Below are 24,396 nucleotides of genomic sequence, written 5' to 3'. Positions count from 1 at the left end.
GCGCATGGACAAACGACATTTCCTGATGGCCCTTGCGGCCTGCGTCGCCCTGCCGGCCATGGCCCAGGCGGAGCCTCGCCCTTTCCCCGCCACCGCCAAGCGCGGCAAGATGACGCCGGCCTATGCGCCGGATATCTATATCGACGGCAAGCTGCGCCAGCTCTCGCCCGCTGCGCGCATCGTCAGCGATGAGAACATGACCGTCACGCCAGGTTCGCTGCGCGAGAAGGACGTCATCGTCAACTATACGGAAGACATGAATGGCCTGATCGACCGGGTCTGGATCCTGACGCGCGAGGAAGCGCGCCAGCGCGCGCCGTCTGCGCGCTGAGCATGCCGTTTCAGGCGGCGGCGCGGGCGGCCTGCGTCAGCCAGAAGTGCAGGTAGTCGGTGCCGGTGACGCCGCTCAGCGGCGGTTGACCCGTCGTGGTCAGGCACGGCACGCCGCCCACTTCCGCGCGTCCCGGCTGCAAGGCTGCATGCAGGGCGGACTGCCAGCCGGCGTCGTCGGCCAGCCAGGCTTCCAGTGCGGCAGGATCGGGCACATGGGGCGCCGCCAGGGCAGCCAATACGGCGGCATTGCCGATGTCGCGTCCCTCCGTGAACCAGGCTGCAAAGACATCTTCCAGCAACGCAGGTATGGCGTCGCTGGCGTGCGCCTGCACGAATTGCAGCATGCGGTGGCCGAGCAGCGTGTTCGGCATGGTGGTGATGCGGTCGAAGGCCAACGGCGGAATGATGCCCTGCCCCGCGGCCTGGATCTGGGCGCGGCGGTGCGCCAGTGCGGCGGGTCCGCCCAGGCGGCGCAGGTAGAACTCCAGGTAGGGCAAGCCTTCGCGCGGCAGGTGCGGCAGCAGCGGGAAGGATTGGTAGCGGACTTCCAGCTCCAGGTCGGGCGCGCTGGCACGCAGGCGCTGCTGCGCGCCCTTGAGCTGGCGCAGGCCGATCCAGCACCAGGGGCAAACCAGGTCGAACCAGAAATCAACCGTCAACTTGCGCGGGGCGCTCATGCCGCACCCTGGTCATCGGCGGCCACGCCCAGGCGCGCCAGGTCGGCGGCGTAGTTGCGGCGGCCCAGCGCGAACAGCATGCCCGCGCCGAGCGCCAGCAGCGGCGCCAGTTGCAGGGCCCCGGCCAGCCCGATGCGGTCGGCCAGGGCGCCGGTCAGGAAGGGACCCGGGGCCAGGCCAAGCAGGTTGTTCACCAGCGTCAGCACGGCGAAGGCGGCGCCGTGGCACCAGGCTGGCGTCAGGTTGGCGACCATGGCGCCGGCCGGGCCGGAGGTGCCGGCGGCGAACAGCATGCCGACGCCGAGCAGCGCCAGTTGCGCTGGACCGGGCGGCAGGCTGAAACCGGCGCCCAGCAGGATGCAGGCCAGCAGGCAGTAGGCGATGGCGCTGTTCCATTTGCGCGCGCCGTCGTGGCGGCTGACGCGGTCTGTGACCACGCCGCACAAGACCATGCCGGCGCCGCCCAGCAGGACGAAGACGGCTGCTGCGGCGCCGGCGCGGTCGGCCGGCATGCCGTAGTAGCGGTTCATGAAGCTGGGCATCCAGGCGATCACGCTGGCCATGACGAACAGCTGCAGGCCGCTGCCGGCATAGGCGCACAGCACGGAACGCGAACCGACCAGCGGGCGCAAGGCAGCTTGCCAGGAACGTTCGCCCGCGCCAGCGGCGCGGCGCGAGGGCGCAGGACCGGCGCTGCTGAGGCGGCGCTCGGACACCAGCAGCATGTACAGCACCACCAGCGCGAAACCGAACAAGGCCATGGCGCCGAACGACCAGCGCCACCCCAGCTTGGCGGCAATCGCGCCGCCCAGCGCCATGCCCAGCACGGAGCCGAAGGCGCCACCGGCCATGAAGGCGCCGGTCAGCGTGGCGCGCAGGTGCGATGGGAAGATCGACAGGATCAGCGCCACGCCCACGCTGCCATACGCCGCCTCGCCGATGCCGACGAAGAAGCGCGCCAGCAGCATCTGGCCATAGCCTTCGGCCAGCGCGCAACCCAGCGTGGCCAGCGACCATAGGGCCGCCATCAGCACGATGGAGCGCACGCGCCCCCAGCGGTCGGCCAGCACCGACAACGGCACCGTCAGCAGGCCCACCATCAGCGCCACCACACCGGCCAGCGAGCCGAGTTCGGTATCGCTCAGGCCCCATTCGGCCTTCAGCAGCGGGAACACGGCGTTCAGCACCTGGCGCGACATGTAGTCGGACAGCAGCAGGCCGAAGGTGCAGGCGAAGACGATCCACGCGTAACCGCGCGGCGGCAGCACGGCGCCTTCCGGCAGCGGCTCCTGGTGCAGTGGCATGCCCATGGTCAGAACGGCACGTCGCCGATAATGCCGGCGCGTTCCATCTTGCGCACGGCGGGCCAGTAATCCATCACCGCGTAGTGCTGGGTGCAGCGGTTGTCCCAGATCGCGACACTGTTTTTCTTCCAGCGCCAGCGCACCTGGTACTCGGGGATCGCAGCCTGCGCGATCAGATAGTTCAGCAGCTCGCTGGCGCCGGGCGCGAAGTCCTGGCCGAAGCGCACATTGGCCGGCGTGTGGTAGTTGGCGAAGTGCGAAGTGAAGGCGTTCACGAACAGGATCTTCTCGCCCGTCTCCGGGTGGGTGCGCACCACCGGATGCTCGGCCTGCGGGAACTGGGCGGCCAGCGCGGCGCGCTTCTCGGGCGGCATGGCGGCGCCGAAGGTGTGCTCGATGCCGTGCTTGGCGCGCAGGCCTTCGATCTTCTTCTTGATGTCGTCCGGCAGGCGGCGGTAGGCCTCGCCCATATTGACCCAGATGGTGTCGCCGCCCACCGGTGGCGACTCGATGCAGCGCAGCACGCAGCCGAACGGCGGCGCGGCGCGCCAGGTGGCGTCGCAGTGGTAGGCGTTTTCGTAGAAGTCCGGCTTGGAATCGAGATCCTTGTAGATGCGCACCAGGCCCGGATGGTCAGGGTCGCTGCCCACCACCGGGTGGTCTTCCAGCTTGCCGAAGCGGCTGGCGAAAGCCACGTGCTCGGCGCGGGTGATGTCCTGGTCGCGCAGGAACAGCACCTTATGCTTCAGCAGCAGGGAATTCATCTCGGCGAACAGCGCGTCGTCGCGCGCCGCATCGCCCAGGCTGATGCCGGAGACTTCGGCACCGATACTGCAGGTCAGTTGTTCGACGCGCATCGCGTCCTCCTCAGATAACGAAAATCGACGAGCCGGTGGTGCGGCCTGCTTCCAGGTCCTGGTGCGCCTGCACGCAGTCCTTCAGCTCGTAGCGCTGGTTGACCTCGATCTTGATGCGGCCCTTGATCACATGGTCGAACAGCTCGCCCGACAGCTCGGCGCGTTCCAGCGGGTCGGCGATGTAGTCGGCCAGCGCCGGGCGGGTGAAATACAGCGAGCCGCGGATCGCCAGCTGCAGCGCATCGATCGGCGGGAACGGGCCGGAAGCGGTGCCGACGCCGATCAGCAGGCCGCGCCGGCGCAGCGAATTGAGCGAAGCCTGGAAGGTATCCTTGCCGACCGAGTCGATCACCACCGGCACGCCCTGCCCGCCGGTCAGTTCCCTGACGCGCTGGGCCACGTCTTCCTTCTTGTAGTAGATGATGTGGTCGCAGCCGTGGGCGCGCGCCACTTCGGCCTTTTCCTCGCTGGAGACGGTGCCGATCACGTTCAGGCCAAGCAGCTTGGCCCACTGCGTCACGATCAGGCCCACGCCGCCCGCCGCCGCGTGCAGCAGGAAGGTGTCGCCGGCCTGCCAGCGGTAGATGGCGCGCATCAGGTAGGCCGAGGTCAGGCCGCGCATGGTCATGGCGGCGGCGGTCTCGAACGGGATTTCGTCGGGCAGCTTGATCAGCGAAGCGACCGGCATGCAGCGCACGTCGCTGTAGGCGCCGAGCGGGCTGCCGGTGTAGGTGACGCGGTCGCCCACCGCAAAGCCGGTCACGCCGGGGCCGACCGCTTCGATGGTGCCTGCCGCTTCCACGCCGATGCCGGCCGGCAGCGGCGCCGGATACATGCCGGTGCGGAAGTAGCAGTCGGCGAAATTCAGGCCGACAGCGGCGTGGCGCACGCGCACCTCGCCCTGCCCAGGCTCGCCCGGCTCATATTGTTCGAAGCGCAGCACGTCGGGGGCGCCGGTTTCATAAAATCGTACACGGTTGGCCATGGCCTTCTCCTTATTATTCAGTAAAGCGGTAATCCGCGAATTGCTTGCGCAGCGCCAGTTTCTGCAGCTTGCCGGTGGCTGTATGCGGCAGGCTCTCGACGAAGGCCACATCGTCGGGGCACCACCATTTCGCCACACGGCTGGCCAGGAAGTCCAGCATTTCCTTGCGATCCAGCGCCGCGCCGGCCTTGCGCACCACCACCAGCAGCGGGCGCTCCTGCCATTTCGGGTGCGGCAGGCCGATCACGGCGGCCTCCGCGACCGCCGGGTGGCCCATGGCGGCGTTTTCCAGGTCGATCGAGGAAATCCACTCGCCACCGGACTTGATCACGTCCTTGGCGCGGTCGGTAATCTGCATGAAGCCGTCGGCGTCGATGGTGGCCACGTCGCCGGTATCGAACCAGCCGTCGGCGTCCAGCACCTGCTCGCCTTCGCGGCCGTAGTAGGACGAGACGATCCATGGGCCGCGCACCTTCAGCAGGCCGGCGCTGGCGCCGTCGTGCGGCAGCGAGTCGCCGTCTTCGTCAACGATTTTCATGGCGACGCCGAACACGCCCCTGCCCTGCTTGAGCTGGATGCGGCGGCGCTCTTCGCGCGGCAGCGACTCATGCCGCGGCAACAGCTTGCAGACGGTGCCGAGCGGGCTCATTTCGGTCATACCCCAGGCCGGGATGGCCTGGCAGCCGAAGTCCTGCTCGAATTTCTCCAGCATCGATCGCGGCGTGGCCGAACCGCCGATGATGCAGCGGCGCAGCGACAATTCCGTGCGCGGCTGCAGCGCCTGTTCGTCAACGTGGCGGAACAGCATCAGCCAGACCGTCGGCACGCCCAGCGCCAGCGTCACGCGTTCGTCGCGCAGCAGTTCGTAGATGCTCTTGCCGTCCAGCTGCGGGCCGGGCAGCACCAGCTTGGCGCCGCACATGGCGCCGGCGTACGGCATGCCCCAGGCGTTCACATGGAACATCGGCACCACCAGCAGCGCGGTGTCGGCGCCGGATACGCCCAGGCCGTCGACCGCGCAGGCGGCGAAGGAGTGCAGCACGGTGGAGCGGTGCGAATACAGGACGCCTTTCGGCTCGCCGGTGGTGCCGGAGGTGTAGCACAGGGCGGCGGCGCTGTTCTCGTCAAAGTGCGGCCACGGATGCGTCTCCGGTTCGGCAGCCAGCAGGTCCTCGTAGCACAGCAGCATCGGCAGGTTTGCTTCCGGCATCTGGGCGCGCGGGCACATGGCGATAAAGCCTTTCACGCTCGGCAGCTTGGGCGCCAGCTGCTCGAGCAGCGGTGCGAAATTCGGCGAGAAGAAGATGTACTGGTCCTGGGCGTGGTTGACGATGTACTCGACCTGTTCGGCGAACAGGCGCGGGTTAATCGTGTGCAGCACGGCGCCCATGCAGGACACGCCGAAATACAGCTCCATATGGCGGTGGTCGTTCCACGCCAGGGTGGCCACGCGGTCGCCCGGCTGGATGCCCAGGTGGGCCAGCACGGTCGACATGCGGCGTGCGCGCTGTTCGATGGCGCCGTAGCTGGTGCGCACCAGGCCTTCCGGGCTGCGCGAGACGATCTCGCGATGCGGGTGGGCCGCCGCCGCATGGGCGATCAGGGTGGAAATCAGCAGTGGCTGTTCTTGCATCAAACCGCGCATCATTTGGCGCTCCTTACACTCACATTACGCAACAGGAAATGGGACAGGGCCGGCACTAGCACCAGTGCGCCCACCATGTTCAGCGTGAACATGAAGGTCAGCAGGATGCCCATATCGGCCTGGAACTTGATCGGCGACCAGGCCCAGCACACCACGCCGGCGGCCAGGGTCACGCCCACCAGGGCCACCACCTTGCCGGTGAACTGCACGGCGTGGCGGTAGGCTTCGGCCAGGGTGTCGCCGGCGCGCTGGCGCGCCAGCTGCACCGACAGCAGGTACAGCGCGTAGTCGACGCCGATGCCGACACCGAGCGCGATCACCGGCAGCGTGGCGACCTTGACGCCCATGCCCAGCGCCACCATCAGCGCCTCGCACAGAATGGAGGTCAGCACCAGCGGCAGCACCGCCACCAGCACCGCGCGCCAGCTGCGGAAGGTGATAAAGCACAGCACCACCACGGCGGCATACACCAGCGCCAGCATGACGCGGTTGGCTTGCTTGACCACGATATTGGTGGCCGCTTCGATACCGGCGCTGCCGGCGGCCAGCAGGAACTGGCGCTCGGGCGTGGAGTGCGCGGCGGCGAAGGCGGCGGCGCTGGCCACCACCTGGTCCAGGGTGCCGGCCTTGTGGTCGGCCAGGTAGGCGATCACCGGCATGGTGGTGCAGGCGCGGTCGAACAGGTCCGGGTTGTTGATGGATGCCTGCTGGGCGCCGTAATTCAGCACGTCCTGGTTGCGCGACAGGGTGAGCCATTTCGGGCTGCCTTCGGAGGCGCCGGCGGTGACCTGACGCACGGCGTCGGCCAGCGAGATGGTGGTCTGCACGCCCGGCACCTGGCGCAGCTGCCAGGCCAGGCGGTCGGCTTCGACCAGGGTTTCGTATTTCAGGCAGCCTTCCGGCGCGGTCTTCACCATCACCGCGAACTGGTCGGAGGACAGCGAGTAGTGGCTGGTGATGTAGGCATTGTCCTGGTTGTAGCGCGAGTCGGCGCGCAGCTCCGGTGCGCCGGCATCCAGGTCGCCGATCTGCAGGCGGAAGCTGGCGGCCAGGCCGCCCACCGCCAGCACCGCAGAGATGGCGACCGTGATGATGGCCCAGCGGCGTTCGGTGAAGCGGTCCAGGGTCAGCCACAGCTTGCCCAGGCCCTTGCCGTGTACCGCCGCATCGTCCTCGGCCAGCGAGCGGCGCGCTGCTGCCGGCGATACGCCGACGTAGGACAGCAGCACCGGCAACAGCAGCAGGTTGGTGAAGATCAGCACCGCCACGCCGATGGACGCGGTCAGCGCCAGGTCGCGGATCACGGGAATGTCGATCGCCATCAGCACGGCGAAGCCCACGGCGTCCGCCAGCAGCGCGGTCAGGCCGGCCAGGAACAGGCGGCGGAAGGTGTAGCGCGCGGCCACCAGCAGGTGGGTGCCGCGGCCGACGTCCTGCATGATGCCGTTCATCTTCTGTGCGCCGTGCGAGACGCCGATGGCGAACACCAGGAACGGCACCAGGATCGAGAACGGGTCGAGTTCGAAACCGAGCGCCGCCACCAGGCCAAGCTGCCACACTACCGCCACCAGCGAGCAGGCCACCACCAGGATGGTGGAGCGCACGCAGCGGGTGTAGGCGTAGATCACGGCGGTGGCGACGATGCCGGCGATGGCGAAGTAGGCCAGCACCTGCTTCATGCCGGCCATCAGTTCGCCCACCAGGCGGGCGAAGCCGATGGTGCGCACGGTGACCGGGTACTTGCCGCCGCCGGCCTTCTGCACCGTGGTGTCGATGGCGGCCGACAGCGCGGCGTAGTCGATCGGCTTGCCGGTGGCCGGATCCTTGTCCAGCAGCGGCACGAAGATCATGGCGGAGCGGTAATCGGTGGCCACCAGGCGGCCGACGATGCCGGCGCGGGCGATGTTCAGGCGCAGCTGCTCGACGCTGCGCGCGCTGCCGTCGTAGTTGTCGGGCATGACCGGGCCGCCCATATAGCCGTCCTCGGTCACTTCGTTCCAGCGCACCGACGGGGTCCAGATCGATTTCATCCAGGCGCGGTCCACGCCCGGGGTCAGGAACAGTTCATCGTTGACCTGCTTGAGCGACTCCATGAAGCGCGGGTCGAAGATGTCGCCTTGCGGGTTTTCCACCACCACGCGCACCGCGTTGCCCAGGCCGCGCAGGCTGTCCTTGTTGGCCAGGTAATTCTGGATGTAGGGCTGCGACTGCGGCAGCATCTTTTCAAAGCTGGCGTTCAGCGTCAGGCGCGCCACCGCCTGCCAGGCCAGCAGCGCGGTCAGCACCGCGCACACGGCCACCAGCCAGGCGCGGTGGTTGAACACCAGGCGCTCCAGTAGGTTGCCGGAGTTGCGGTCAAAGTCTTGCAGCGAATGCACCACCGGCATCGCGTCAGGGGATTCCATCTTCATCATTTCGTCTCCACGCGCAGGCCGCGCACGCCGCCAACCACCAGGCGGCCTGGCGCCACCGCCAGCAGGGCGGTCGCAGGTTCAGGGGCTACGCCGGCCACCTGTTTGAATGACAGCCCGCCTTCGCTGCGCAGCAGCTGGCCGGCCTGGCTGACCAGCAGCCAGCTGCCATCCGGCAGCGCTGCGCCGGCCGACAGGCCGCTGCGCACGCCGGTGTCGGCCTGATTCCAGGTCAGGCCGTTGTCGTCGCTGTAAAACGCATTGCCGCGCAGGCCGAAGGCCAGCAGCTTGCTGCCGCTGCCGGCAATGCCGAACAGGCTGCCCTTGTAAGGCTGTTGCAGCGCTGTGAAGCGCTGGCTGCCGGCGGCTTGCTTGAGCAGCACGCCCTGCTCGCCGGCGATATAGATGGCGTCGCCGATGGCGGCGATCGCGTTCAGGTGCATGCCTTGCGGGTTGTCCAGGCGCTCCTCGCAGGCTTGCCAGTGGGCGCCGCCGTCTTCGGTGCAGCGCGCCAGGCCGAAAGCGCCGACGGCGATGCCGTGCGCGGCGTCGCTGAAGTGCAGCGCCAGCAGCGGGCGGTCGTCGGTTTTGGCGGCGTCGCGGCCGTCGGACTGGCGCTGCCAGGTGGCGCCGGCGTCGCTGCTATGCAGGATCACGCCATCGTGGCCGGCGGCCCAGCCCAATTGCGGCGTGGCGAAGGCCAGCGCCGTCAGGTCCACGCTGACCGGCACGCTGGCTTGCTGCCAGCTGTCGCCGCTGTCATCGCTGAACAGGATGTGGCCGCGCTGGCCCACTGCGACCAGGCGCTTGCCGGCGCGGGCCAGCGCATTGACCGGCGCGCGCGGCGCCAGGGGGCTCTTCATGGCCGGCACATCGAGCGGGTCGGCGAAGCTGGGCGCGCGCGGGGTGTCTGCGGCAATGGCGGCGACACAGGCGGCTGATACTGCAGCGGCGGCGGCCAGCGAGGAGAGAATTCGGTTCATAGTACTTGTCCGTTAAAAAAAACCGCCGGGAGGCGATGGGCATCGCCCACCCGGCAGCAAAGAGACACCGTATTGCCTAGCGAACCCCCGTCCCTGCCAGGCTGTCCGGCGTCCATTCGGACGCCTTCAACGGGTCGATGTAACGGGTGCCGCCGTGCGGACCGGCCATGCCGGTGATGTTGTAGCTGCCGCTGACGAAGTCGTAGATCATGTGGTTGCCGGTCTGCAGCGCTTGCGCGTCGTAGCTGTAGGTCAGGTGGTCGAACGAGGCGCGGTACAGCTGGCCGCGCGCATCGTACTGGTCGGCCGCCACTGCACTCCAGCTATCCTCGTCGATATAGAACACGCGCTTGCTGTAGATGTGGCGCTTGCCCGGCTTCAGCGTCGCTTCCACCACCCACACGCGGTGCAGCTCCCAGCGCACCATGTCCGGATTGACGTGCTTCGGGCCGGTGATATCGGCCGGCTTGCTGTGGTAGGAGATCTTGTACGCGTTGTACGGCACGATCATTTCCTTCTTGCCCACCAGCTTGAAGTCGAAGCGGTCCAGCGCGCCGTTGAAGATCCAGGTGTCGTCGTAGGTGGCGGAACCGACCGATGCCGGGTTCGGGGTATCGTAGGCGATGTCCGGCGCCAGCTTGACGCGGCGCTGGCCCGGCAGGTACTGCCATACTTTCCTCGGCTGCACCACCGGATTGACCGCATCCACCGCCAGCAGCGATTCGCCGGCACGGCGCGCCGGCGCCGAGTAGTACACCTTGGTGCGGAAGAAGACGTCGTTCTGCTTGACGGTCTCGGTGCGCTTTGGATCGGTGATCGGGAATTCGGTGAAGATTTCGCCGGTCGATGCCAGGGTCGCCACGCCGGAGGAGTCCACGTTCCAGGAATCGAACTTGGTGGTGTAGGCCTGGCCCTGGTAGCGGATCAGGTGGTTCCACATCACCTCATGGCCCGTCTTCGGGATCGGGAACGGCACGCCGGCCAGTGCGCCCTCCATGCCCACGCCGCCGTCGGTGGTCTTGGCGGTCAGGGCGTTCTTTGCGGTGTTTTCCAGGTAGGACTTCGGCAGGGCCACGCTGCGGCGGGTCGGATAGACGTCGACGCGGTAGGTGTTGTAGCGCTTCAGCAGTTCCTTGGTGCCGGCGGTCAGCTTGTCGTCAAACTGCGCCATATTGGCCTGGTTGATGACGAGGCGCGGCTTGTCGGCCGCGAACGGGTCGGCGCGCATGCCGCTGCCTTTCGCCACCGCCGGGCCGCTGGCCAGGCCGCCGGTGTATTCAGGGATGGTGCCGTCCTTGTTGGCGGCCTTTTCGGCGCCGACGGCGGTCAGGGTGGTGCCCAGCTGCCTGGCCTCTTCCGGCGTCACGGCAGCGTTGGCGGCGCCGGCTGCCAGCAGCAGCGCGGCCAGTGCGATCTGTTTGATATGCATGGTATTCCTCAACTCAGAAAGTGGTCTTGAAGGTGGCGGAGATGAAACCGCGGTCCTTCAGCAGTGGCGAAGTGCCGGCATTGGAGCTGATCGCACCGGCTGCGTTGTAGCCCAGCGGGCCGAAGAAGTCGGTCCACTTCAGGTCGAACTTGTACTTGGCGCGGATGTCGAAGGACAGGCCCAGGCTGTAGTTGCCGGCGTCCTTGTTGCCGCCCACCAGGATCGGCGAGTTGCCTTTCAGGCCCACGCTGGCCGACATCGGGGCCGACACGTCCACGCCCGGGAACACCTGGTACCAGGTCGGGGTGAAGTTGGCGGCGAGGCCGTAGAAATCGCCGTCCACCTTGTCGACGCCGGTGTAGTCGGCGCGGCCCTTGTAGAACTGGGCGCCGCGCTTGACGCTGGTGGCCTTGTTCCAGGTCAGTTCCGCGATCCAGGTCGCCGCATCGAACAGCGGGGTCTTGGCGGTGATGCCGAACACGTTGACCAGGCCGTGCATGGTGTTGCCCACCGCACCGCTGACACCGCCCTCGCCCGGCAGCGCAGCCGCTGCGACGGAGGTCGGGGCGAAGGCCTTGGCCAGCGCGCCTACCACGGCGGCATTGGTCCCCACCGGCATCAGGATCGGCGAGGTGCTGACCAGCGGCATATTGCGGCGGTACGACAGTTCGGCGCCGACCGACACGCCGGCCACGCTCTTGGACAGCGACACGCCGAACACGTCGACCTTGCCGGCGTATTCCAGCTGGTAGGCGTTGGCGCTCAACTGGCCAGGATAGAAGGCGCAATTGGCGCCGGCCACCACCGCGCCCGGGATGAAGGCTTTGCACGCTGCGCCGCCGGCCGCCGCGCCGCCGGCGCCGCCCAGCAATGCCAGCGGCAGGCCGACCAGGCGCACGTTCGCCTGCGGCAGCAGGTCGCCGGTGCGGCGGGCGTAGGCGCCCACGGTGCCATCCAGCCATGCTGGGCTCCAGCGTGCCGACACGCCCCAGTCGCCGCGCTGTTCCGGCGTGCTGTCCTGCTGCTTGTAGGCCAGGCCGAGCGGGCCCAGGTTGTATGCTTCGGCGCCCTGGAAGCCATAATCGTAGAAGCCGAGGAAGGAGCCGGCTTCCGGCAGGCGCGCCGGTTTCCACTTGAAGAAGTACTGCGCCGCGAACGACAGTTCGTCGGTGGCGGAGAATTGCGCCGACACCTGGGAGCGCGGCAGGAACAGTTCCTTGGCCTCGGTGCCCGGCACGGTGTAGGCCTTGATCAGGTCCAGCGAGGACTGGCCGTAGTTCACGCCGTGCACCGGGGTCAGCAGGCTCTCGCCCCACACCACGGTGTGGCGGCCCAGCTTCAGGTTGAGCGGACGCTCGGCCACGTCGGTATTGAAGAAGACAAAGGCGTCCAGCAGTTCGCCGCCGCTGTAGTGGTAGCGGCGCGCATACTCGGACAGGCCCAGCGCCGGCTTGCCGCCCACCACGTGGTTGCTGCTGGCGACGTTGGCGTTATCCAGGTCGCGGTAAGCGCCATCGTGCCAGGCCGCGGCGGACACGCGCAAGCCCATGCTCTTCTGGTACACCACGTCGAATTCGGTCAGCAGGTCGACGCGGTTGGACACCGTGCCACGGCCGAAATTGCGGTCGCCGTCGTCGTTGTTGGCCGACTTCAGGATGCCCTGGTGCTGCTGGTTGACGCGGTTGGCGTAGTTGTACTTGAACGTGTTATCCCAGCGGATAGCCAGGTCCGGATTGCCGGTTTCGATTTCAGTTGCCTGCAGCGGGCCGCTGCTGCACAGTGCTGCAGCGACGGCGACGGTCATGCGCAAGGGGCGCGGGATGTGAATCTTGTTCACCTGATCTCCTCCAAGTTTTATTGGTATGTGACCCCATGCTATGCCGCACCGCCGCCCCCTTCCCCACCCCGAACGGGGGGGCTTCCCCCCTCCCGCCCCCTCGGAGATAATCGTTAACACCAACGCAACCAGCCACCTGCCATGCTTTTTTCCAGCGGCACCCGCGACGCGGCGACCGATCTCATACTGAAGACTACTCCGCCGCGCGCCCCACGGCACATGCTGCTGCGCCCCAAGCTGCAGCTGTCGGACCCGCATTTCCGCGGCTGCCCGGTGCTGGCACTGCAGGCGCCAGCGGGCTACGGCAAGACTTCGGTGCTGGCGCAGTGGCGGCGCGAGGCGCTGGGCGGCGGCGCGGCGGTGGCCTGGCTGTTGGCTGATTACAACGATGAACCGGCACGTTTCGTGCGTGCGCTGGTGCAGGCGGTGCGCAACGGCTGCGCGCGGCCGGCTTTCGGCAGCCAGCTGCTGGAAGGCGCGTCGATTACCGACCATCCGCTGGACGCCCTGACCGCCTGGCTGGCCGAACTGGCCGCCACCTCGCTCGACGTGCTGCTGATGGTGGACGAAGCCGACACCCTGCCGCCGGCCAGCGCCGAGCTGCTCGCCTACCTGATGCACAACGCACCGCAGAACCTGCGCGTGGTGGCGGCGGCGCGCGCCAGCCTGGCCGATCTGCTGGGCGAGCTGCTGGCCTATGGCCAGTGCGTGGTTGTCGGTCCTGAACTGTTGCGATTTTCTTACGACGAGACGCGCAAGCTGGTGGCGGTGCGCTTTGGCGCGGCCGTGGATGCTGAAGCCAGCGCGCGCCTGCATGAACTGACCGCCGGCTGGCCGCTCGGCCTGCAACTGGCGCTGGCGGCCATGGAGCATGGCCGCGAGCCGGGCGCCGCGCTGACCAGCCTGGCCGCCGAAAACGGCACCCTGCACGAACGCGTGATGGGCGTGCTGCTGGACCGCCTGGCGCCGGCCGACCAGGACTTCCTGCTGGCGACGGCCATCACCAATTCCGCCCACCCCGAGCTGTGCGTGGCCGTCAGCGGCCAGGCCGACGCCGCCGCGCGCCTGGCGCGCCTGGCGCGCGAAACGCCGCTGTTCCTGGTGGCCGAAGACAGCGCCTGGTGCCGCCTGCACCCGCTGGCGCACGAACTGCTGCTGCAACGCCTGCAAAGCTGGCCGGCCGAACGGCGCCAGCCGCTGCACGCGCGCGCCGCGCAATGGCTGGCCGAACGCGGCATGCTGCAGGAAGCCGCGCGCCAGGCGCACGCCGCCGGCCAGACCGCGCTGGCCTTCGACCTGGCCGAGCGCTGCCTGCTGGATGCGGTGCGCCAGGGCGAACTGGGCGCACTGGAACAATGGCGCCAGCTGCTGCCGGAGGAGGAACTGGCGCGCCGCCCTCGCCTGGGCCTGGCGGCCGCCTGGGTGATGGCGCTGGGCGAGCACCACCGCAAAGCCGAGCAACTGGTGGCGCCGATCGAACAGGCGGCCGGCGACGATGCGGCGCTGCGCTATGAATGCGCGCTGATCGTCAGTGCCGCCGCCTACTACGCCGACGAGGTGGACCGTTTCGTGGCGCTGATGGCGCCATGGGCCGGCGCCGCACCGCCCACCAGCGACCCATGGCTGCTGCAAGCGCACGCCAACCGGCTGGCCGCCACCGCCACCCTGCAAGGCGACCCGGCACGGGCGCGCCGCCACCAGCAGGCGCCGCAGCCGGCAGCCGCCGCCAGCAGCTACGTGCGGCGCTGGGGCGAGTTCCTGGTCGGCCAAAGCTATCTGTGGGAAGGCCAGGTGCGCCTGGCGCAGCAGACCGTACGCCCGGCCCTGCAGCGCGCCGACGCCGACCTGGGACGGCGCCACCCGCTGGCGGCCATGTTTGCCGCCCTGCTGGCCGCCGCCGAATACGAGGCCGGCGAAGTGGAGGAAGCACAGGCCCTGCTGGCCTACCGCCTGGACGTGCTGGAACGCAGCGGCACGCCCGATACGGTGCTGCTGGCCTACCGTACGGCGGCGCGCTGCGCGCTGGCGCAAGGCGCCGAGCACCGAGCACTGGACTTGCTGGAAGGCCTGCACGCGCTGGGGGCTGCGCGCAGCCTGCCGCGCCTGTGCGCCGCCAGCCTGGTCGAACAGGTGCAGCTGCACGCACGCCAGCAGCGCGCCGAAAGCGCGCGCGCCGCGCTGGAGCGCTTGCAGGCCTTGCTTGCCCCGGGCGCGGCGCCGGGCGACGGCCCGCTGTGGCGCGCACCGCTGGACATGCTGCACGCGCTGTCGCAGGCATACGCTGCAATGGCCGGCCATGACTGGCAGGGCGCGCTGGCGGCGCTGGACGAGGCCGGCACACGCGCCGCAGCGCTGCGCTTTGGACGGATTACCGTGCAGGCGATGGGATTGCGCGCGCTGGCCACACGCCAGTGCGGGCGCGACGGCGAGGCCCTGCTGCATGAGGCGCAGAACCTGGCTGCCACTTACGGCTTGCAGCGCACGCTGGCCGATGCGCATCCGATGCTGGCCGACTGGCTGGCGCGCAAGGCCAGTGCGCTGGCCGACAGCGCCGCCGCCGCAAGCGCTAGTGCGCGCGCGGGCGGCGACAAGGGCAGCCCCGCTGGCGCCAGCGCGCCGCGCGCCCTGCCCAGCATGGTGCTGACGCCGAAAGAACGGGAAGTACTGGAACTACTGGCGCGCAACCTGTCCAACAAGGAGATTGCGCAGGCGATGGCGGTCGGAGAAGAGACCGTGAAGTGGCACCTGAAAAACCTGTTCGGCAAGCTGGACGCCGCCTCACGCAAGCACGTGGTGCGGCGCGCCCAGTTGCTAGGCCTGCTGGAGGGCGGCTGACACCGCCAGCTCGCGCAGCAGGCTGTCGGCCTGCGGCCAGTCGCCGTAGCCGGAAGCCGGGTTCAGGTGGCCGACCGCGCCCAGGTGCACTTCCCGGCCGCCCCAATCCTCGGCCAGTTCGCGCACCCTTTCCAACGCGCCGAGCGGATCGTCGCTGCTGGTGGCCACCAGGCTGGGAAATGGCAGCACGGTGCGCGGCACCGGCAGCCAGCCGGCATCCGACAGTTCAGCCAGGGTCGGATAACCTTCCGGCATCGGCGACTCGAAATCCGGCGGCGCCGCCAGCAGCGCGCCTGCCACGCGGCGCGTGGTCTGCTGCGCCCAGTGCGCCACCATGATGCAGCCGCCGCTATGCGCCACCAGCAGCAGCGGGCCGTCGATAGCCTGCGCCGCGCGTTCGATGGCCTGCAGGCGCGCCCCGCAATCGAGGTCGCCGCGCCCCATCGGCGCCACCGCGCGCACCTTGCGCCCCTGCGATGCCAGGCGCGCTTCCAGGATGGTCTGCCAGTGGCCCGGCACATGGTCGCGCAGGCCCGGCACAATCAGGACGGTATAGCCGCTCATGCCGCGCGCACCTTGCGGTTCGGCGCAAAGCCGTTGCGCGCCAGGGTTTCGTCGGCATCCTTGTAGAACTCGCCGATGCGGTAGATGCGCTTGGCTTCATCGCCATCGGCAACGCCGCGGCCGAATTCCTCGGAAATGCGCACCAGCTGCTCGATCTGGCGCACGCTGGACATCTTCTCCTTGCGGTCCTGGGTCCAGATATTGTCCTCGATACCGCAGCGCACATGCAGGCCCATGGCGATCGCCATCATGTTCACCGGCAGCACGTTGAGCATGGACGACTCCAAGGTCAGCACCGAGCCGTCCGGGCAGGCGCGCACGAAGTTGGCCAGGTTGTAGATGTTCGGCGCATCGAAGCCGCCGCCGATCGCCACCCAGGTCAGGATCAGCGGCACATTGCAGGCGCCGCGGCGCATCATGCGCTCGATGGTTTCCAGCTGGGTGATATTGGCCAGCTGGAAGTGCGACTGGATGCCGTTGGCCGACAGGCGCTTGATGTGCTCTTCCAGCCAGCCCGGGCCGGCCGGGATGGTCATTTCGCGATAGGCGTGATACATGGCCGGCTCGCCGATCGAGGTGCCGCGCAGGTCGGCCTCGCACATCTGCTCGACGATATTCATCTGGTTGGTGTTGACCGCCACCGTCACCTGGTCCGGACGCGGGGTCAGCTCGGCCAGCATGTGGCGCGTGTCGTCGCTCAGCCACTTGGCCACTTCGCCCTCGCCTTCCGGCGCGAAGGAAATCGAGCCGCCCACCTGCAGCACCATCTTCGGCACCGCAGTGCGCAGGCGGTCCAGCAGTTCGTTGAACATCGACAGGCGCTTGGAGCCGTGGCCGTCCAGCTCACGCACATGCAGGTGCAGCACGGTGGCGCCGGCGTTGTAGCAGTCCACCGCCTTTTGCACGTGCTCCTGCATGGTCACCGGAATATCCCCCGGGAAGTCGGCCGGCATCCACTCCGGGCCGTAAGGGGCGCAGGTAATGACCAGCTTTTCCTGGTTTTCTGGGTGGAGCGAGCCGTCGAGGAAGTTCATGGTAGGTCCTTTTGCGATTGATGTTGATCACATCCTCGACCGATTCCGGCTGCTTTACCCCCCCACCAGCGAGGGGGGCGGGGGGCCGCGCCGCCACGCAGAATGGGCGCATCCAACCTGCGGAGTGCCGCCATGAAGGCAATCAACCTGTATTTCCCCGGCCTGTGCGTCAGCGCCATCATTGCCGCCGCGGCAACCTTCCTGTCCGACCATTACGGCGCCTCGGCCATGCTGTTTGCCCTGCTGCTGGGCATGGCGGTGAATTTCCTGTCGCAGGAAGGCCGCTGCGTGGCCGGCCTGGAGCTGTGCGCCAAGGGCGTGCTGCGCACCGGCGTGGCGCTGTTGGGAATGCGCATCACGTTCGGCCAGGTGGCGGAGCTGGGCGCCTTTACCGTGCTGCTGGTGGTGGGCGCCGTGGTGGCCACCATCTGCTTTGGCCTGCTGGGCGCGCGCCTGCTGGGCTTCAAGACCGCGTTCGGCATGCTGAGCGGCGGCGCCACCGCGATCTGCGGCGCTTCCGCAGCACTGGCGATTTCCGCCAGTTTCCCCGACCAGCCGATGCGCGAGCGCGCCACCATCTTCACCGTGATCGGCGTGTCGCTGCTGTCCACCGTCTGCATGATCGCCTACCCGCCGCTGGTGACAGCGCTCGGCCTCACGCCGCAGCAGGCCGGCATTTTCCTGGGCGGCACCATCCATGACGTGGCGCAGGTGGTGGGCGCGGGCTACAGCCTGTCCACCACCACCGGCGACACCGCCACCGTGGTCAAGCTGCTGCGCGTGGCCATGCTGCTGCCGGTGATCTTCGCCATCTCGATGGCGCTGCGCGTGCGCCGCAGCACCGGCGACGCTGGCGCCAAGGTCCCCATGCTGCCCTGGTTCGCAGTGGCCTTTGCGGTGCTGGTGGCGATCAACAGCACCGGCGTGATCCCGCACGCGGTGCAGGACGGCGCCAACAGCCTGGCGCGCTGGTGCCTGGTGGCTTCGATCGCCGCCATCGGCGTGCGCACCCGGCTGCAGGAAATCATAACCGTCGGCATCAAGCCCGTGCTGCTGATGCTGGCCGAAACCGCCTTCCTGGCGGCGCTTGTACTGGTTGCATTGAAGTGGGGCGGCGCGATGGTATGATCGGCTGATGCGACGCCCCATCCTGCTCCTGGCGCTTTGCAGCGCCGTCGGCGCCGCACCTGCCGCTGCCATCACGATCAAAGCCTATAACAGCTACGGCGGTGCGCCCTATGTGGAGGGCAGGCGCGGCCTGGCGCCCGAGCTGGTGGCTTACGTCAACCGCAAGCTGGGCGGACGGCATACGCTGGAACTGGTGTCGCTGCCGCGCCGCGACCTGAACCAGCTGATGGAGGCGCCGGGCGGCTTCCATGGCGTGGCGCTATTCCTGGCGCCGGTCTTCATCGGCGACGTGCCGCAAAAGCGCTTCCACTGGAGCCCGCCCTTCCTGGACGACAGCAATGTGGTGGTGTCGCGCGTGGAGAATCCCGTACGCTATGAGGGGCCGGCTTCGCTGGTGGGCTTCCGCTTTGCCGGCATCTACGGCAACCGCTATCCCGGCATCGACGAATACGTAGGCAAAGGCATCGCGCGCAGCAATGCAGCCGACGCCATCACCAACCTGCGCCGGCTGTCGAAAGGCGAGGCGGATTTCACCGTGATGCCGCTGAGTTCATTCCGCTACCTGAAGCGGCAGATGGATAAGGAAAAGCTGCCCGTGGGGCAGCTGCATGTGGGGGACAAGCCGTTCAACCAGTTCGGCCGCCACTTCGTGCTGGGCAAGGGCGAGCCGGAACTGGCGCAGGAACTGGACAGGATTGCGGCCGCCATGCCGTGCGACCGCGAGTGGCGCCGCATCGCGCAGCGCTATCACTTCACGCTGGCGGAGGGCTGCCGTTAAGCGCGGTGGCGGTTGCGGCGCAGCGCGCCCAGCGCCAGCAGGCCAAGGCCGAACAGGGCGGCGCCGGCAGGTTCCGGCACTTCATTGGCGGCCGGCTGGATAGCGCCGTTGACCACTTGCGTAGCGCCAAACGGCACGTTGATCATTTCGGCGGCGTCGACGCCGAACGCCACACTGCCCCAGTACAGCGCAATGGTGCCGGTGCCAAGAGGGTTCAGCAGGGGCGTGCCGTCCCAGGACAGGGTGACTTGCTCACCGCTGCCGAACAGGCTGGTCAGCTCCGAGCGCATCTCCATCGAGGTGAAGTTCACGGCCAGGCCCCAGTCGCCCCAGCCGCCGGTCCAGCCTTCGCCCAGGCCGCCCGAGCCGACAAAGGGGTCGCCGCTAAGCGAGCTGGCGACCAGGGCGTTGCCGGCGCCGGCCCACAGGTTGCCGGTGTAAAGCAGGTTGAGGTGGGCCGGACCAGGGTCCAGCGTCGTCGATCCATCGACTTGCGGCACAGCTGTCGGCATCTGGCCGGTCAGCGAGAAAGTGACCGAGCTCTCGGTGAATTTATGCACGGTGAAAATCAGGCCGGCATGGGCGGATTGGCTTACTGCGAGCAGTGCGGTGGCGAGGACCAGCAACAGCTTTTTCATACTTTCTCCAAGATAATTCAAGTTGCCGATAAATAAGCAAAAATCGAGCCATGCAATTTAAGTTGCTGATTTTAAACGATGCATGGATTGCACTGTAAAGAAATCCGACATTTTGTGCGTTTCAGCGCGCGCCCAGGCTGTCGAGGAAGGTTTGCACGGCGCCGGTATAGGCCGGGTCGGCGCCCAGCTGCAGGTTGATGTCGCGGTGGCTTTTGGCCTGCTCCAGCACCTCGGCGCGGACGCCGGCCGCTTGCGCGCGGGCGGCAAAAGCGTGTGCCTGGCGGCAGGCGCGCTCGCGCTGGCTGGAGCACACCAGCAGGAAAGGCTGTGCGCCGGGCTGCAGCGCGTGCTGCGGCGAGACCTGGCGCCAGAAAGCGGGATCGCGGCCGAAGGCAGCGTCGTACAGCGGCAGGTGGCGCTGCTGCATGATGTCCGGCACGTCCAGCGCACCGCTATCGAGGGCGACCACTCCCAGCCAGCTGGCGCCCGGCGCCAGCGACGGATTGGCCGCCAGCAGCGCCACCAGGTGCGCGCCGGCCGAATGCCCCATCAGCACAAAGCGGCGCGGGTCGGCGCCCCAGCCGGCTGCACGCGATTGGGCCGCGGCCAGCGCCAGCGCCACGTCGCGCGCCTGCTGCAAGGGATCGGCATCGGGCAGCATGCGGTAATCGATCGAGATGAAGACGTAGCCACGCGCGGTGAAATACGGCGCCTTGTTCTGCACCACCGCCGTTTCGGTTTTGCTGCCGATGCGCCAGCCGCCGCCATGCACCATGAAGATGACCGGCGCGCCGGGCGCCGCCTGGGCCGGCAGGTAGACATCGAAACGCTGGCGCGCATCGCTGCCGTACGGGATGTCGCGCTGCACGCCGGCCGGCGGCGCGGCCGCAACGGCGCCGCAAAAAACAACGGCGCCAAGGCCGAGAGCCAGGGCGCCGTGCAGGAATCGCAGCATGCCGGATTAGATGTAGAAGATCGCCGCAGCCAGGCCGATGATCAAGCCAAACTTGGTGATCTTGTAGACGGTCTTGTTCCAGGCCTTGAAAGCGCGGCGGTATTTGCCGGCATAGAAGGACACGCGGAACAGCTTGGACACCAGGCCAACCTGGTCGCCCTGCTCGTTGGGCGAGGCGGCGGCGGTCATCATGGTGCGGCCGAGGAAGCGGTTGACCGCCTGCGCCCAGCCAAAGCGCATCGGGCGCTCGACGTCGCAGAACAGGATGATGCGGTCGCTCTCGCTGCCGTTGATGGCCCAGTGGATATAGGTTTCGTCGAAGATCACGCCCTGGCCGTCGCGCCAGGAATGGCGCTCGCCGTCAACGTCGATGAAGCAGCGGTCATCGTTCGGCGTGGCCAGGCCCAGGTGGTAGCGCAGCGAACCGGCGAACGGGTCGCGGTGCGGATTGAGCTTGCCGCCCGGCGGCAGCTCGGCAAACATGGCGGCCTTCACCGACGGGATGGCGGCCAGCAGCGCGTAGGTCTGCGGGCACAGTTCCTGCGCCGATGGATGGCTGGCGTTGTACCATTTCAGGTAGAAGCGCTTCCAGCCGTTTTTGAAGAAGGAATTGAAGCCGGCATCGTCGTTTTTCTCCGACGCCTTGATCTTTTGCAGGCGCAGCAGGTTTTCCGCCTCGGCGCGGATCACTTCCCAGTTATCCTCCAGCGGCTTGAGCTCCTTGAACGTGTCGACCGGCAGGTAAGGGGTGGACGGCACGCGCGAGAACCAGTGCATGAAAATATTGATCGGGGCCATGAACGACGAGTGGTCGAACAGCTGGCGGCCGATCGGCAGGCGCACCTTGCCACGGAAGTGAATGTGCAGCACGGACAAGATGTAGAAACCAACAACAGCCCATTTCATCGGGAAACCTCGGCTAGATCCAAACCTGCGATTTTACCGCAGCTTGGGCTGTGATGATTTGTGTATATCTCAACAATATAATCATGCTATCGTCTTGAGCATGACTTGCATCGTATGCCAAACTCCCCTGAGCGCCGGCCTGTCGGGCTGGCACCACACCTGCCCGTCCTGCGCGTATGAGAGTGCGGCACTGGCAGTGGCCATCAACCACGCTGCCGAACATGCGGAAATCGACGAGGACACGCGCGAAACCTCGCTCAAGGCGCTGCGCCAGCAGAACTTCCGCACCATCGTCGCCCTCACCCGCCAGTACGCCGCACCCGGCGCGCGCACCCTGCTCGATGTCGGCAGCGCGCATGGCTGGTTCCTGGAGGCGGCGGCCGGCGCCTTCGAGGTGCAGGGCATCGAGCCGGATGAAGCGGTGGCGGCCAAGGCTTCGGCGCGCGGGCTGCCGGTGCGCATCGGCTACTTCCCGCAGGCGCTCAAGGCCGAGGAGCGTTTCGATGTGATCGTGTTTAACGATGTGATCGAGCATATCCCCGACATCCGCGCTGCACTGCGCGATTGCCACAACCGGCTGGCGCCGGGCGGCACGCTGGTGCTGAACCTGCCGAGCAGCCGTGGGCTGTTCTACCGTCTGTCCAAGCTGTTCGCGCGCGTTGGGCTGCGCGGTCCCTTCGAGCGGCTGTGGCAAAAGGGGATGCCGTCGCCGCATGTGCACTACTTCAATCCGGACAACCTGACCCGCCTGGTGGGCAGCGAGGGCTTCGACCTGCTGCACTCCACCGAGATCGATGCCGTCACCGCCAACGGGCTGTGGCAGCGGCTGACCATGTTCGGCCAGGTGCATCCGCTGAAGGCGGCGGTGCAGTGGCTGGGCATCCGCTGCGTGCTGCTGCCGCTGACGAAGCTGTTCACCAGCGATATCATCGTCTGCCTGTACCGCAAGCGCTAGAGATCAGGCCACGCTGCGCCACAGGGCCAGCGCTTCCTGCGCCAGCAGCTCCGGGCGCTCCTCCGGCCAGAACAACTTGCTGCCCGCGATGCGGCGCACGCCTTTGCTGTTGCCGAACGCTTGCTCGAGGTAGTCGGCGCCGCGCGGCAGGAAGATGCCGTCGGCCATGCCCCACAACACGCGTACCGGCGCTTTGCTTGCCTGCAGCGCGGGCTTGATGCCGTGCAGGGCGTTGCGCTCCAGCGCGGCGATGTAGGCGTGCAGGCGCTGCGGGTGGTCGACCAGGGGGCGCAGGTAGGTATCGAAGACTTCGTCCGCCAGCGCGGCGGGCTGGGCGTAGCACAGGCCTCCCAGGCCTTCGCTGGAGCGCGCCTTGTCCTTGTCTGCCAGCCAGGGTTCCAGCCACTCTTTCGCAAAGCGGCCTTGCTTGGCAAGGTCGATCACCGGCAGCATGGCCGGCGGCGGGCAGTCGACTTCCGTATCGCAGTTGGCCAGCAGCAGGCTGCGCACGCGCTCCGGATGCAGCACCAGCAGCAGCTGCGCGACGGCGCCGCCGCTGTCGCTGGCCACCACGTCCACACTATGCACACCTAGTTTGTCCAGCAGTTCCACCAGCATCGCCACCTGGCCTTCCGGATCCAGCTTCGCATCCGGCGCCGGCTCGCTGTGGCCCAGGCCCAGGAAGTCCGGCGCGATGCAGCGGCGGTACTGCGCCAGCCGCGACACCGCGCCGCGCCACTGGAAACTGTTCAGCGGCAGGCCATGCAGGAACAGCGCCGCCTGCGGACCATGCCCGCGCTGCACCACCGCCACGCGGCCCATGCTGGTCGCCACGAAGCGCCGCGCCGCCCGCCAGCCCCGCGCATCCCGCGCCGCCTGCGCCCGCACCGCCGCAGCGCGTCCGCCACCAGCCCCCGCGAGTTCCACAGCGCCGGCCACGCGAGCCGCAACCGCCCCGGCAGCAACAGCCGCCGCAGAAACATAAAACCTCAAAAAGTCCCGACGCATCATCATGGCATTTCTCCTTAAAGACAGTTTTTCCATGATGTGCGTGCAGCAGACGAAAAGCCATGACCTCCCAGGTCATGGAACCGCAACGCCGGAACTTGCTAAGATAGCCATATGAACGCCCCCACCCCAATCGCCCACGTCGGCGCCCTGCTGCGCGAATGGCGCTCCGCCCGCCGCCTGAGCCAGATGGACCTGGCGCTGGACACCGGCATCTCGAGCCGCCACCTGAGCTGCATCGAAACCGGCAAAGCGCAGCCCAGCCGCGACATCCTCGCGCGCATCGCCGACACATTGGAAATGACCCTGCGCGACCGCAACGCCCTGCTGGTCGCCGCCGGCTACGCCCCGCGCTACAGCGAATCAGCGCTGGCCAACCCCGAGCTGGCCCCCATGCGGCGCGCGATCGAAGCGATGCTGAAGCAGCAGGAACCCTACCCCGCCTTCCTGATGAACCGCCACTGGGACATCGTGATGGCCAACGACGCCGCCCTGCGCATGAACCGCTGGCTGCTCAAAGGCCGCGACAGCCCGCACCGCAATATGCTGCACAACGTGTTCGACCCGCAGGACCTGCGCGCCGTGCTGGCGAACTGGGAGGAAGTAGCCGGCCACCTGCTGGCCCACCTGCACAAGCTGGTGGCCACCGCACCCAACGACACCAGGGCCCGCACGCTGCTCGATGAAGTGCTGTCCTACCCCGGCGTGCCGCAGCAATGGCGCCAGCGCGACCTGCGTGCCGTGCCCGCGCCGCTGCTGGAAACCGTCTTCGAGCGCGACGGCCAGCGCGTCGCCTTCTTCTCCACCGTCACCACCTTCGGCACACCGCGCGACGTCACGCTGGAAGAGCTGCACATCGAAGCGTGCTTCCCTGCCGACGACGCCAGCGCCGCCTTCTGCCGCGCATTGGCCGGCAATTAAGCGCCGGCGTCGACCTGCTTCTGGAAACTGCGCATGGCGGTGCCGACGCGCAGCGATTCCGCGTCGGCCATGATCATTTCGCCGCAGGCATCGCAAAAATCGCCTTCGACGTGGGGGATGACGATGGATTGGCCCTTGTATTCAAAAGGGATATCGCGCACCGCGTGCTTCATCGCGGGCTCATCGCAAAAAGGACAAATCATTAAGGGGCTC

General features: G+C 67.7%; 22 protein-coding genes. 6 read left to right on the top strand and 16 right to left on the bottom strand.

The window, feature by feature from the left end; genetic code table 11:
- Positions 1–4 precede the first annotated feature (4 nt).
- Entirely contained in the window at positions 5–331 is a 327-nt protein-coding gene (locus AAHE99_RS08940; RefSeq protein ID WP_342116606.1) for a hypothetical protein, read from the top strand.
- Positions 332–341: 10 nt separating this feature from the next.
- On the opposite strand, the gene AAHE99_RS08935 is transcribed toward AAHE99_RS08940, so the two are convergent.
- The 9 genes from AAHE99_RS08935 to AAHE99_RS08895 all read right to left on the bottom strand — a co-directional run bounded on the left by AAHE99_RS08935 (position 342) and on the right by AAHE99_RS08895 (position 12,461).
- Complete coding sequence (locus tag AAHE99_RS08935) at positions 342–1,010, bottom strand: DsbA family protein (RefSeq protein WP_342116604.1); 669 nt, start codon at positions 1,008–1,010, stop codon at positions 342–344.
- Complete coding sequence (locus AAHE99_RS08930) at positions 1,007–2,314, bottom strand: MFS transporter (protein ID WP_342116735.1); 1,308 nt, start codon at positions 2,312–2,314, stop codon at positions 1,007–1,009. Before AAHE99_RS08930 ends, AAHE99_RS08935 begins: the two co-directional genes overlap by 4 nt.
- An 8-nt stretch (positions 2,315–2,322) precedes the next feature.
- Entirely contained in the window at positions 2,323–3,171 is an 849-nt protein-coding gene (locus tag AAHE99_RS08925) for a TauD/TfdA dioxygenase family protein (protein ID WP_342116603.1), read from the bottom strand.
- A 10-nt stretch (positions 3,172–3,181) separates the two neighbouring features.
- On the bottom strand, positions 3,182–4,156 hold the full coding sequence (locus tag AAHE99_RS08920; RefSeq protein ID WP_342116602.1) for a quinone oxidoreductase family protein: 975 nt from the start codon (positions 4,154–4,156) through the stop codon (positions 3,182–3,184).
- 13 nt (positions 4,157–4,169) lie between these two features.
- Positions 4,170–5,801: a 3-(methylthio)propionyl-CoA ligase gene (locus tag AAHE99_RS08915; protein ID WP_342116733.1), complete on the bottom strand. Its 1,632-nt coding sequence runs from the start codon at positions 5,799–5,801 to the stop codon at positions 4,170–4,172.
- Positions 5,801–8,206: an efflux RND transporter permease subunit gene (locus AAHE99_RS08910; protein WP_446728910.1), complete on the bottom strand. Its 2,406-nt coding sequence runs from the start codon at positions 8,204–8,206 to the stop codon at positions 5,801–5,803. The genes AAHE99_RS08915 and AAHE99_RS08910 overlap by 1 nt, the downstream gene beginning before the upstream one ends.
- A gap of 5 nt (positions 8,207–8,211) precedes the next feature.
- Entirely contained in the window at positions 8,212–9,195 is a 984-nt protein-coding gene (locus AAHE99_RS08905; RefSeq protein WP_342116600.1) for a YCF48-related protein, read from the bottom strand.
- A gap of 76 nt (positions 9,196–9,271) precedes the next feature.
- Complete coding sequence (locus AAHE99_RS08900; protein ID WP_342116599.1) at positions 9,272–10,624, bottom strand: DUF1329 domain-containing protein; 1,353 nt, start codon at positions 10,622–10,624, stop codon at positions 9,272–9,274.
- Between the two features lie 13 nt (positions 10,625–10,637).
- Complete coding sequence (locus AAHE99_RS08895; protein ID WP_342116598.1) at positions 10,638–12,461, bottom strand: DUF1302 domain-containing protein; 1,824 nt, start codon at positions 12,459–12,461, stop codon at positions 10,638–10,640.
- Positions 12,462–12,602: 141 nt separating this feature from the next.
- Here AAHE99_RS08895 and AAHE99_RS08890 point away from each other — a divergent pair, with 141 nt between their 5' ends.
- Positions 12,603–15,296, top strand: coding sequence for a LuxR C-terminal-related transcriptional regulator (locus AAHE99_RS08890; RefSeq protein WP_342116597.1), 2,694 nt, complete (start codon positions 12,603–12,605; stop codon positions 15,294–15,296).
- Here the strand turns inward: AAHE99_RS08890 and AAHE99_RS08885 are convergent.
- Positions 15,273–15,860: an RBBP9/YdeN family alpha/beta hydrolase gene (locus AAHE99_RS08885; RefSeq protein WP_342116596.1), complete on the bottom strand. Its 588-nt coding sequence runs from the start codon at positions 15,858–15,860 to the stop codon at positions 15,273–15,275. The genes AAHE99_RS08890 and AAHE99_RS08885 overlap by 24 nt on opposite strands.
- The gene (locus AAHE99_RS08880) at positions 15,857–16,894 is read right to left on the bottom strand and encodes a 3-keto-5-aminohexanoate cleavage protein (RefSeq protein ID WP_342116595.1); all 1,038 of its coding nucleotides are present in this window, start codon (positions 16,892–16,894) and stop codon (positions 15,857–15,859) included. Before AAHE99_RS08880 ends, AAHE99_RS08885 begins: the two co-directional genes overlap by 4 nt.
- A gap of 132 nt (positions 16,895–17,026) precedes the next feature.
- On the opposite strand from AAHE99_RS08880, the gene AAHE99_RS08875 reads away from it, so the two are divergent.
- Together AAHE99_RS08875 and AAHE99_RS08870 are read left to right on the top strand one after the other, a co-directional pair.
- Positions 17,027–18,022 (top strand): YeiH family protein, encoded by a 996-nt coding sequence (locus tag AAHE99_RS08875; RefSeq protein WP_342116594.1) that lies wholly within the window; start codon positions 17,027–17,029, stop codon positions 18,020–18,022.
- A gap of 7 nt (positions 18,023–18,029) precedes the next feature.
- Positions 18,030–18,800 (top strand): substrate-binding periplasmic protein, encoded by a 771-nt coding sequence (locus AAHE99_RS08870; RefSeq protein WP_342116593.1) that lies wholly within the window; start codon positions 18,030–18,032, stop codon positions 18,798–18,800.
- On the opposite strand, the gene AAHE99_RS08865 is transcribed toward AAHE99_RS08870, so the two are convergent.
- From AAHE99_RS08865 to lpxO, 3 genes are all read right to left on the bottom strand, one after another.
- Entirely contained in the window at positions 18,797–19,438 is a 642-nt protein-coding gene (locus AAHE99_RS08865; protein WP_342116592.1) for a PEP-CTERM sorting domain-containing protein, read from the bottom strand. The two genes, AAHE99_RS08870 and AAHE99_RS08865, sit on opposite strands and share 4 nt — an antisense overlap.
- 121 nt (positions 19,439–19,559) lie before the next feature.
- Positions 19,560–20,393, bottom strand: coding sequence for an alpha/beta hydrolase (locus AAHE99_RS08860; protein WP_342116590.1), 834 nt, complete (start codon positions 20,391–20,393; stop codon positions 19,560–19,562).
- Positions 20,394–20,399: 6 nt separating this feature from the next.
- Positions 20,400–21,299, bottom strand: a complete 900-nt coding sequence (gene lpxO, locus AAHE99_RS08855; RefSeq protein ID WP_342116589.1) for a lipid A hydroxylase LpxO — start codon at positions 21,297–21,299, stop codon at positions 20,400–20,402.
- 100 nt (positions 21,300–21,399) lie between these two features.
- On the opposite strand from lpxO, the gene AAHE99_RS08850 reads away from it, so the two are divergent.
- Positions 21,400–22,254: a class I SAM-dependent methyltransferase gene (locus tag AAHE99_RS08850; protein WP_342116588.1), complete on the top strand. Its 855-nt coding sequence runs from the start codon at positions 21,400–21,402 to the stop codon at positions 22,252–22,254.
- Between the two features lie 3 nt (positions 22,255–22,257).
- On the opposite strand, the gene AAHE99_RS08845 is transcribed toward AAHE99_RS08850, so the two are convergent.
- Positions 22,258–23,268, bottom strand: a complete 1,011-nt coding sequence (locus AAHE99_RS08845) for an alpha/beta fold hydrolase (RefSeq protein ID WP_342116585.1) — start codon at positions 23,266–23,268, stop codon at positions 22,258–22,260.
- A 108-nt stretch (positions 23,269–23,376) separates the two neighbouring features.
- Here AAHE99_RS08845 and AAHE99_RS08840 point away from each other — a divergent pair, with 108 nt between their 5' ends.
- On the top strand, positions 23,377–24,183 hold the full coding sequence (locus AAHE99_RS08840) for a helix-turn-helix domain-containing protein (protein ID WP_342116584.1): 807 nt from the start codon (positions 23,377–23,379) through the stop codon (positions 24,181–24,183).
- Here the strand turns inward: AAHE99_RS08840 and AAHE99_RS08835 are convergent.
- Positions 24,180–24,386: a type II toxin-antitoxin system MqsA family antitoxin gene (locus tag AAHE99_RS08835; protein WP_342116583.1), complete on the bottom strand. Its 207-nt coding sequence runs from the start codon at positions 24,384–24,386 to the stop codon at positions 24,180–24,182. The genes AAHE99_RS08840 and AAHE99_RS08835 overlap by 4 nt on opposite strands.
- Between the last annotated feature and the right edge of the window lie 10 nt (positions 24,387–24,396).

It is taken from the genome of Pseudoduganella sp. OTU4001, assembly GCF_038440195.1.
Taxonomy (GTDB): domain Bacteria; phylum Pseudomonadota; class Gammaproteobacteria; order Burkholderiales; family Burkholderiaceae_D; genus Rugamonas.
This window is presented reverse-complemented; position numbering and strand designations above follow the sequence as displayed.

What these genes read in the sequence shown, in the direction of transcription:
- AAHE99_RS08875 (WP_342116594.1), top strand. Translation starts at nt 17,027, where the DNA reads ATGAAGGCAATCAACCTGTATTTCCCCGGCCTGTGCGTCAGCGCCATC.
- AAHE99_RS08880 (WP_342116595.1), bottom strand. Translation starts at nt 16,894, where the DNA reads ATGAACTTCCTCGACGGCTCGCTCCACCCAGAAAACCAGGAAAAGCTG.
- AAHE99_RS08850 (WP_342116588.1), top strand. Translation starts at nt 21,400, where the DNA reads ATGACTTGCATCGTATGCCAAACTCCCCTGAGCGCCGGCCTGTCGGGC.
- AAHE99_RS08860 (WP_342116590.1), bottom strand. Translation starts at nt 20,393, where the DNA reads ATGCTGCGATTCCTGCACGGCGCCCTGGCTCTCGGCCTTGGCGCCGTT.
- AAHE99_RS08930 (WP_342116735.1), bottom strand. Translation starts at nt 2,314, where the DNA reads ATGCCACTGCACCAGGAGCCGCTGCCGGAAGGCGCCGTGCTGCCGCCG.
- AAHE99_RS08910 (WP_446728910.1), bottom strand. Translation starts at nt 8,206, where the DNA reads ATGGAATCCCCTGACGCGATGCCGGTGGTGCATTCGCTGCAAGACTTT.
- AAHE99_RS08940 (WP_342116606.1), top strand. Translation starts at nt 5, where the DNA reads ATGGACAAACGACATTTCCTGATGGCCCTTGCGGCCTGCGTCGCCCTG.
- AAHE99_RS08915 (WP_342116733.1), bottom strand. Translation starts at nt 5,801, where the DNA reads ATGCGCGGTTTGATGCAAGAACAGCCACTGCTGATTTCCACCCTGATC.
- AAHE99_RS08925 (WP_342116603.1), bottom strand. Translation starts at nt 3,171, where the DNA reads ATGCGCGTCGAACAACTGACCTGCAGTATCGGTGCCGAAGTCTCCGGC.
- AAHE99_RS08900 (WP_342116599.1), bottom strand. Translation starts at nt 10,624, where the DNA reads ATGCATATCAAACAGATCGCACTGGCCGCGCTGCTGCTGGCAGCCGGC.
- AAHE99_RS08890 (WP_342116597.1), top strand. Translation starts at nt 12,603, where the DNA reads ATGCTTTTTTCCAGCGGCACCCGCGACGCGGCGACCGATCTCATACTG.
- AAHE99_RS08865 (WP_342116592.1), bottom strand. Translation starts at nt 19,438, where the DNA reads ATGAAAAAGCTGTTGCTGGTCCTCGCCACCGCACTGCTCGCAGTAAGC.
- AAHE99_RS08905 (WP_342116600.1), bottom strand. Translation starts at nt 9,195, where the DNA reads ATGAACCGAATTCTCTCCTCGCTGGCCGCCGCCGCTGCAGTATCAGCC.
- AAHE99_RS08835 (WP_342116583.1), bottom strand. Translation starts at nt 24,386, where the DNA reads ATGATTTGTCCTTTTTGCGATGAGCCCGCGATGAAGCACGCGGTGCGC.
- AAHE99_RS08885 (WP_342116596.1), bottom strand. Translation starts at nt 15,860, where the DNA reads ATGAGCGGCTATACCGTCCTGATTGTGCCGGGCCTGCGCGACCATGTG.
- lpxO (WP_342116589.1), bottom strand. Translation starts at nt 21,299, where the DNA reads ATGAAATGGGCTGTTGTTGGTTTCTACATCTTGTCCGTGCTGCACATT.
- AAHE99_RS08935 (WP_342116604.1), bottom strand. Translation starts at nt 1,010, where the DNA reads ATGAGCGCCCCGCGCAAGTTGACGGTTGATTTCTGGTTCGACCTGGTT.
- AAHE99_RS08840 (WP_342116584.1), top strand. Translation starts at nt 23,377, where the DNA reads ATGAACGCCCCCACCCCAATCGCCCACGTCGGCGCCCTGCTGCGCGAA.
- AAHE99_RS08845 (WP_342116585.1), bottom strand. Translation starts at nt 23,268, where the DNA reads ATGATGATGCGTCGGGACTTTTTGAGGTTTTATGTTTCTGCGGCGGCT.
- AAHE99_RS08920 (WP_342116602.1), bottom strand. Translation starts at nt 4,156, where the DNA reads ATGGCCAACCGTGTACGATTTTATGAAACCGGCGCCCCCGACGTGCTG.
- AAHE99_RS08870 (WP_342116593.1), top strand. Translation starts at nt 18,030, where the DNA reads ATGCGACGCCCCATCCTGCTCCTGGCGCTTTGCAGCGCCGTCGGCGCC.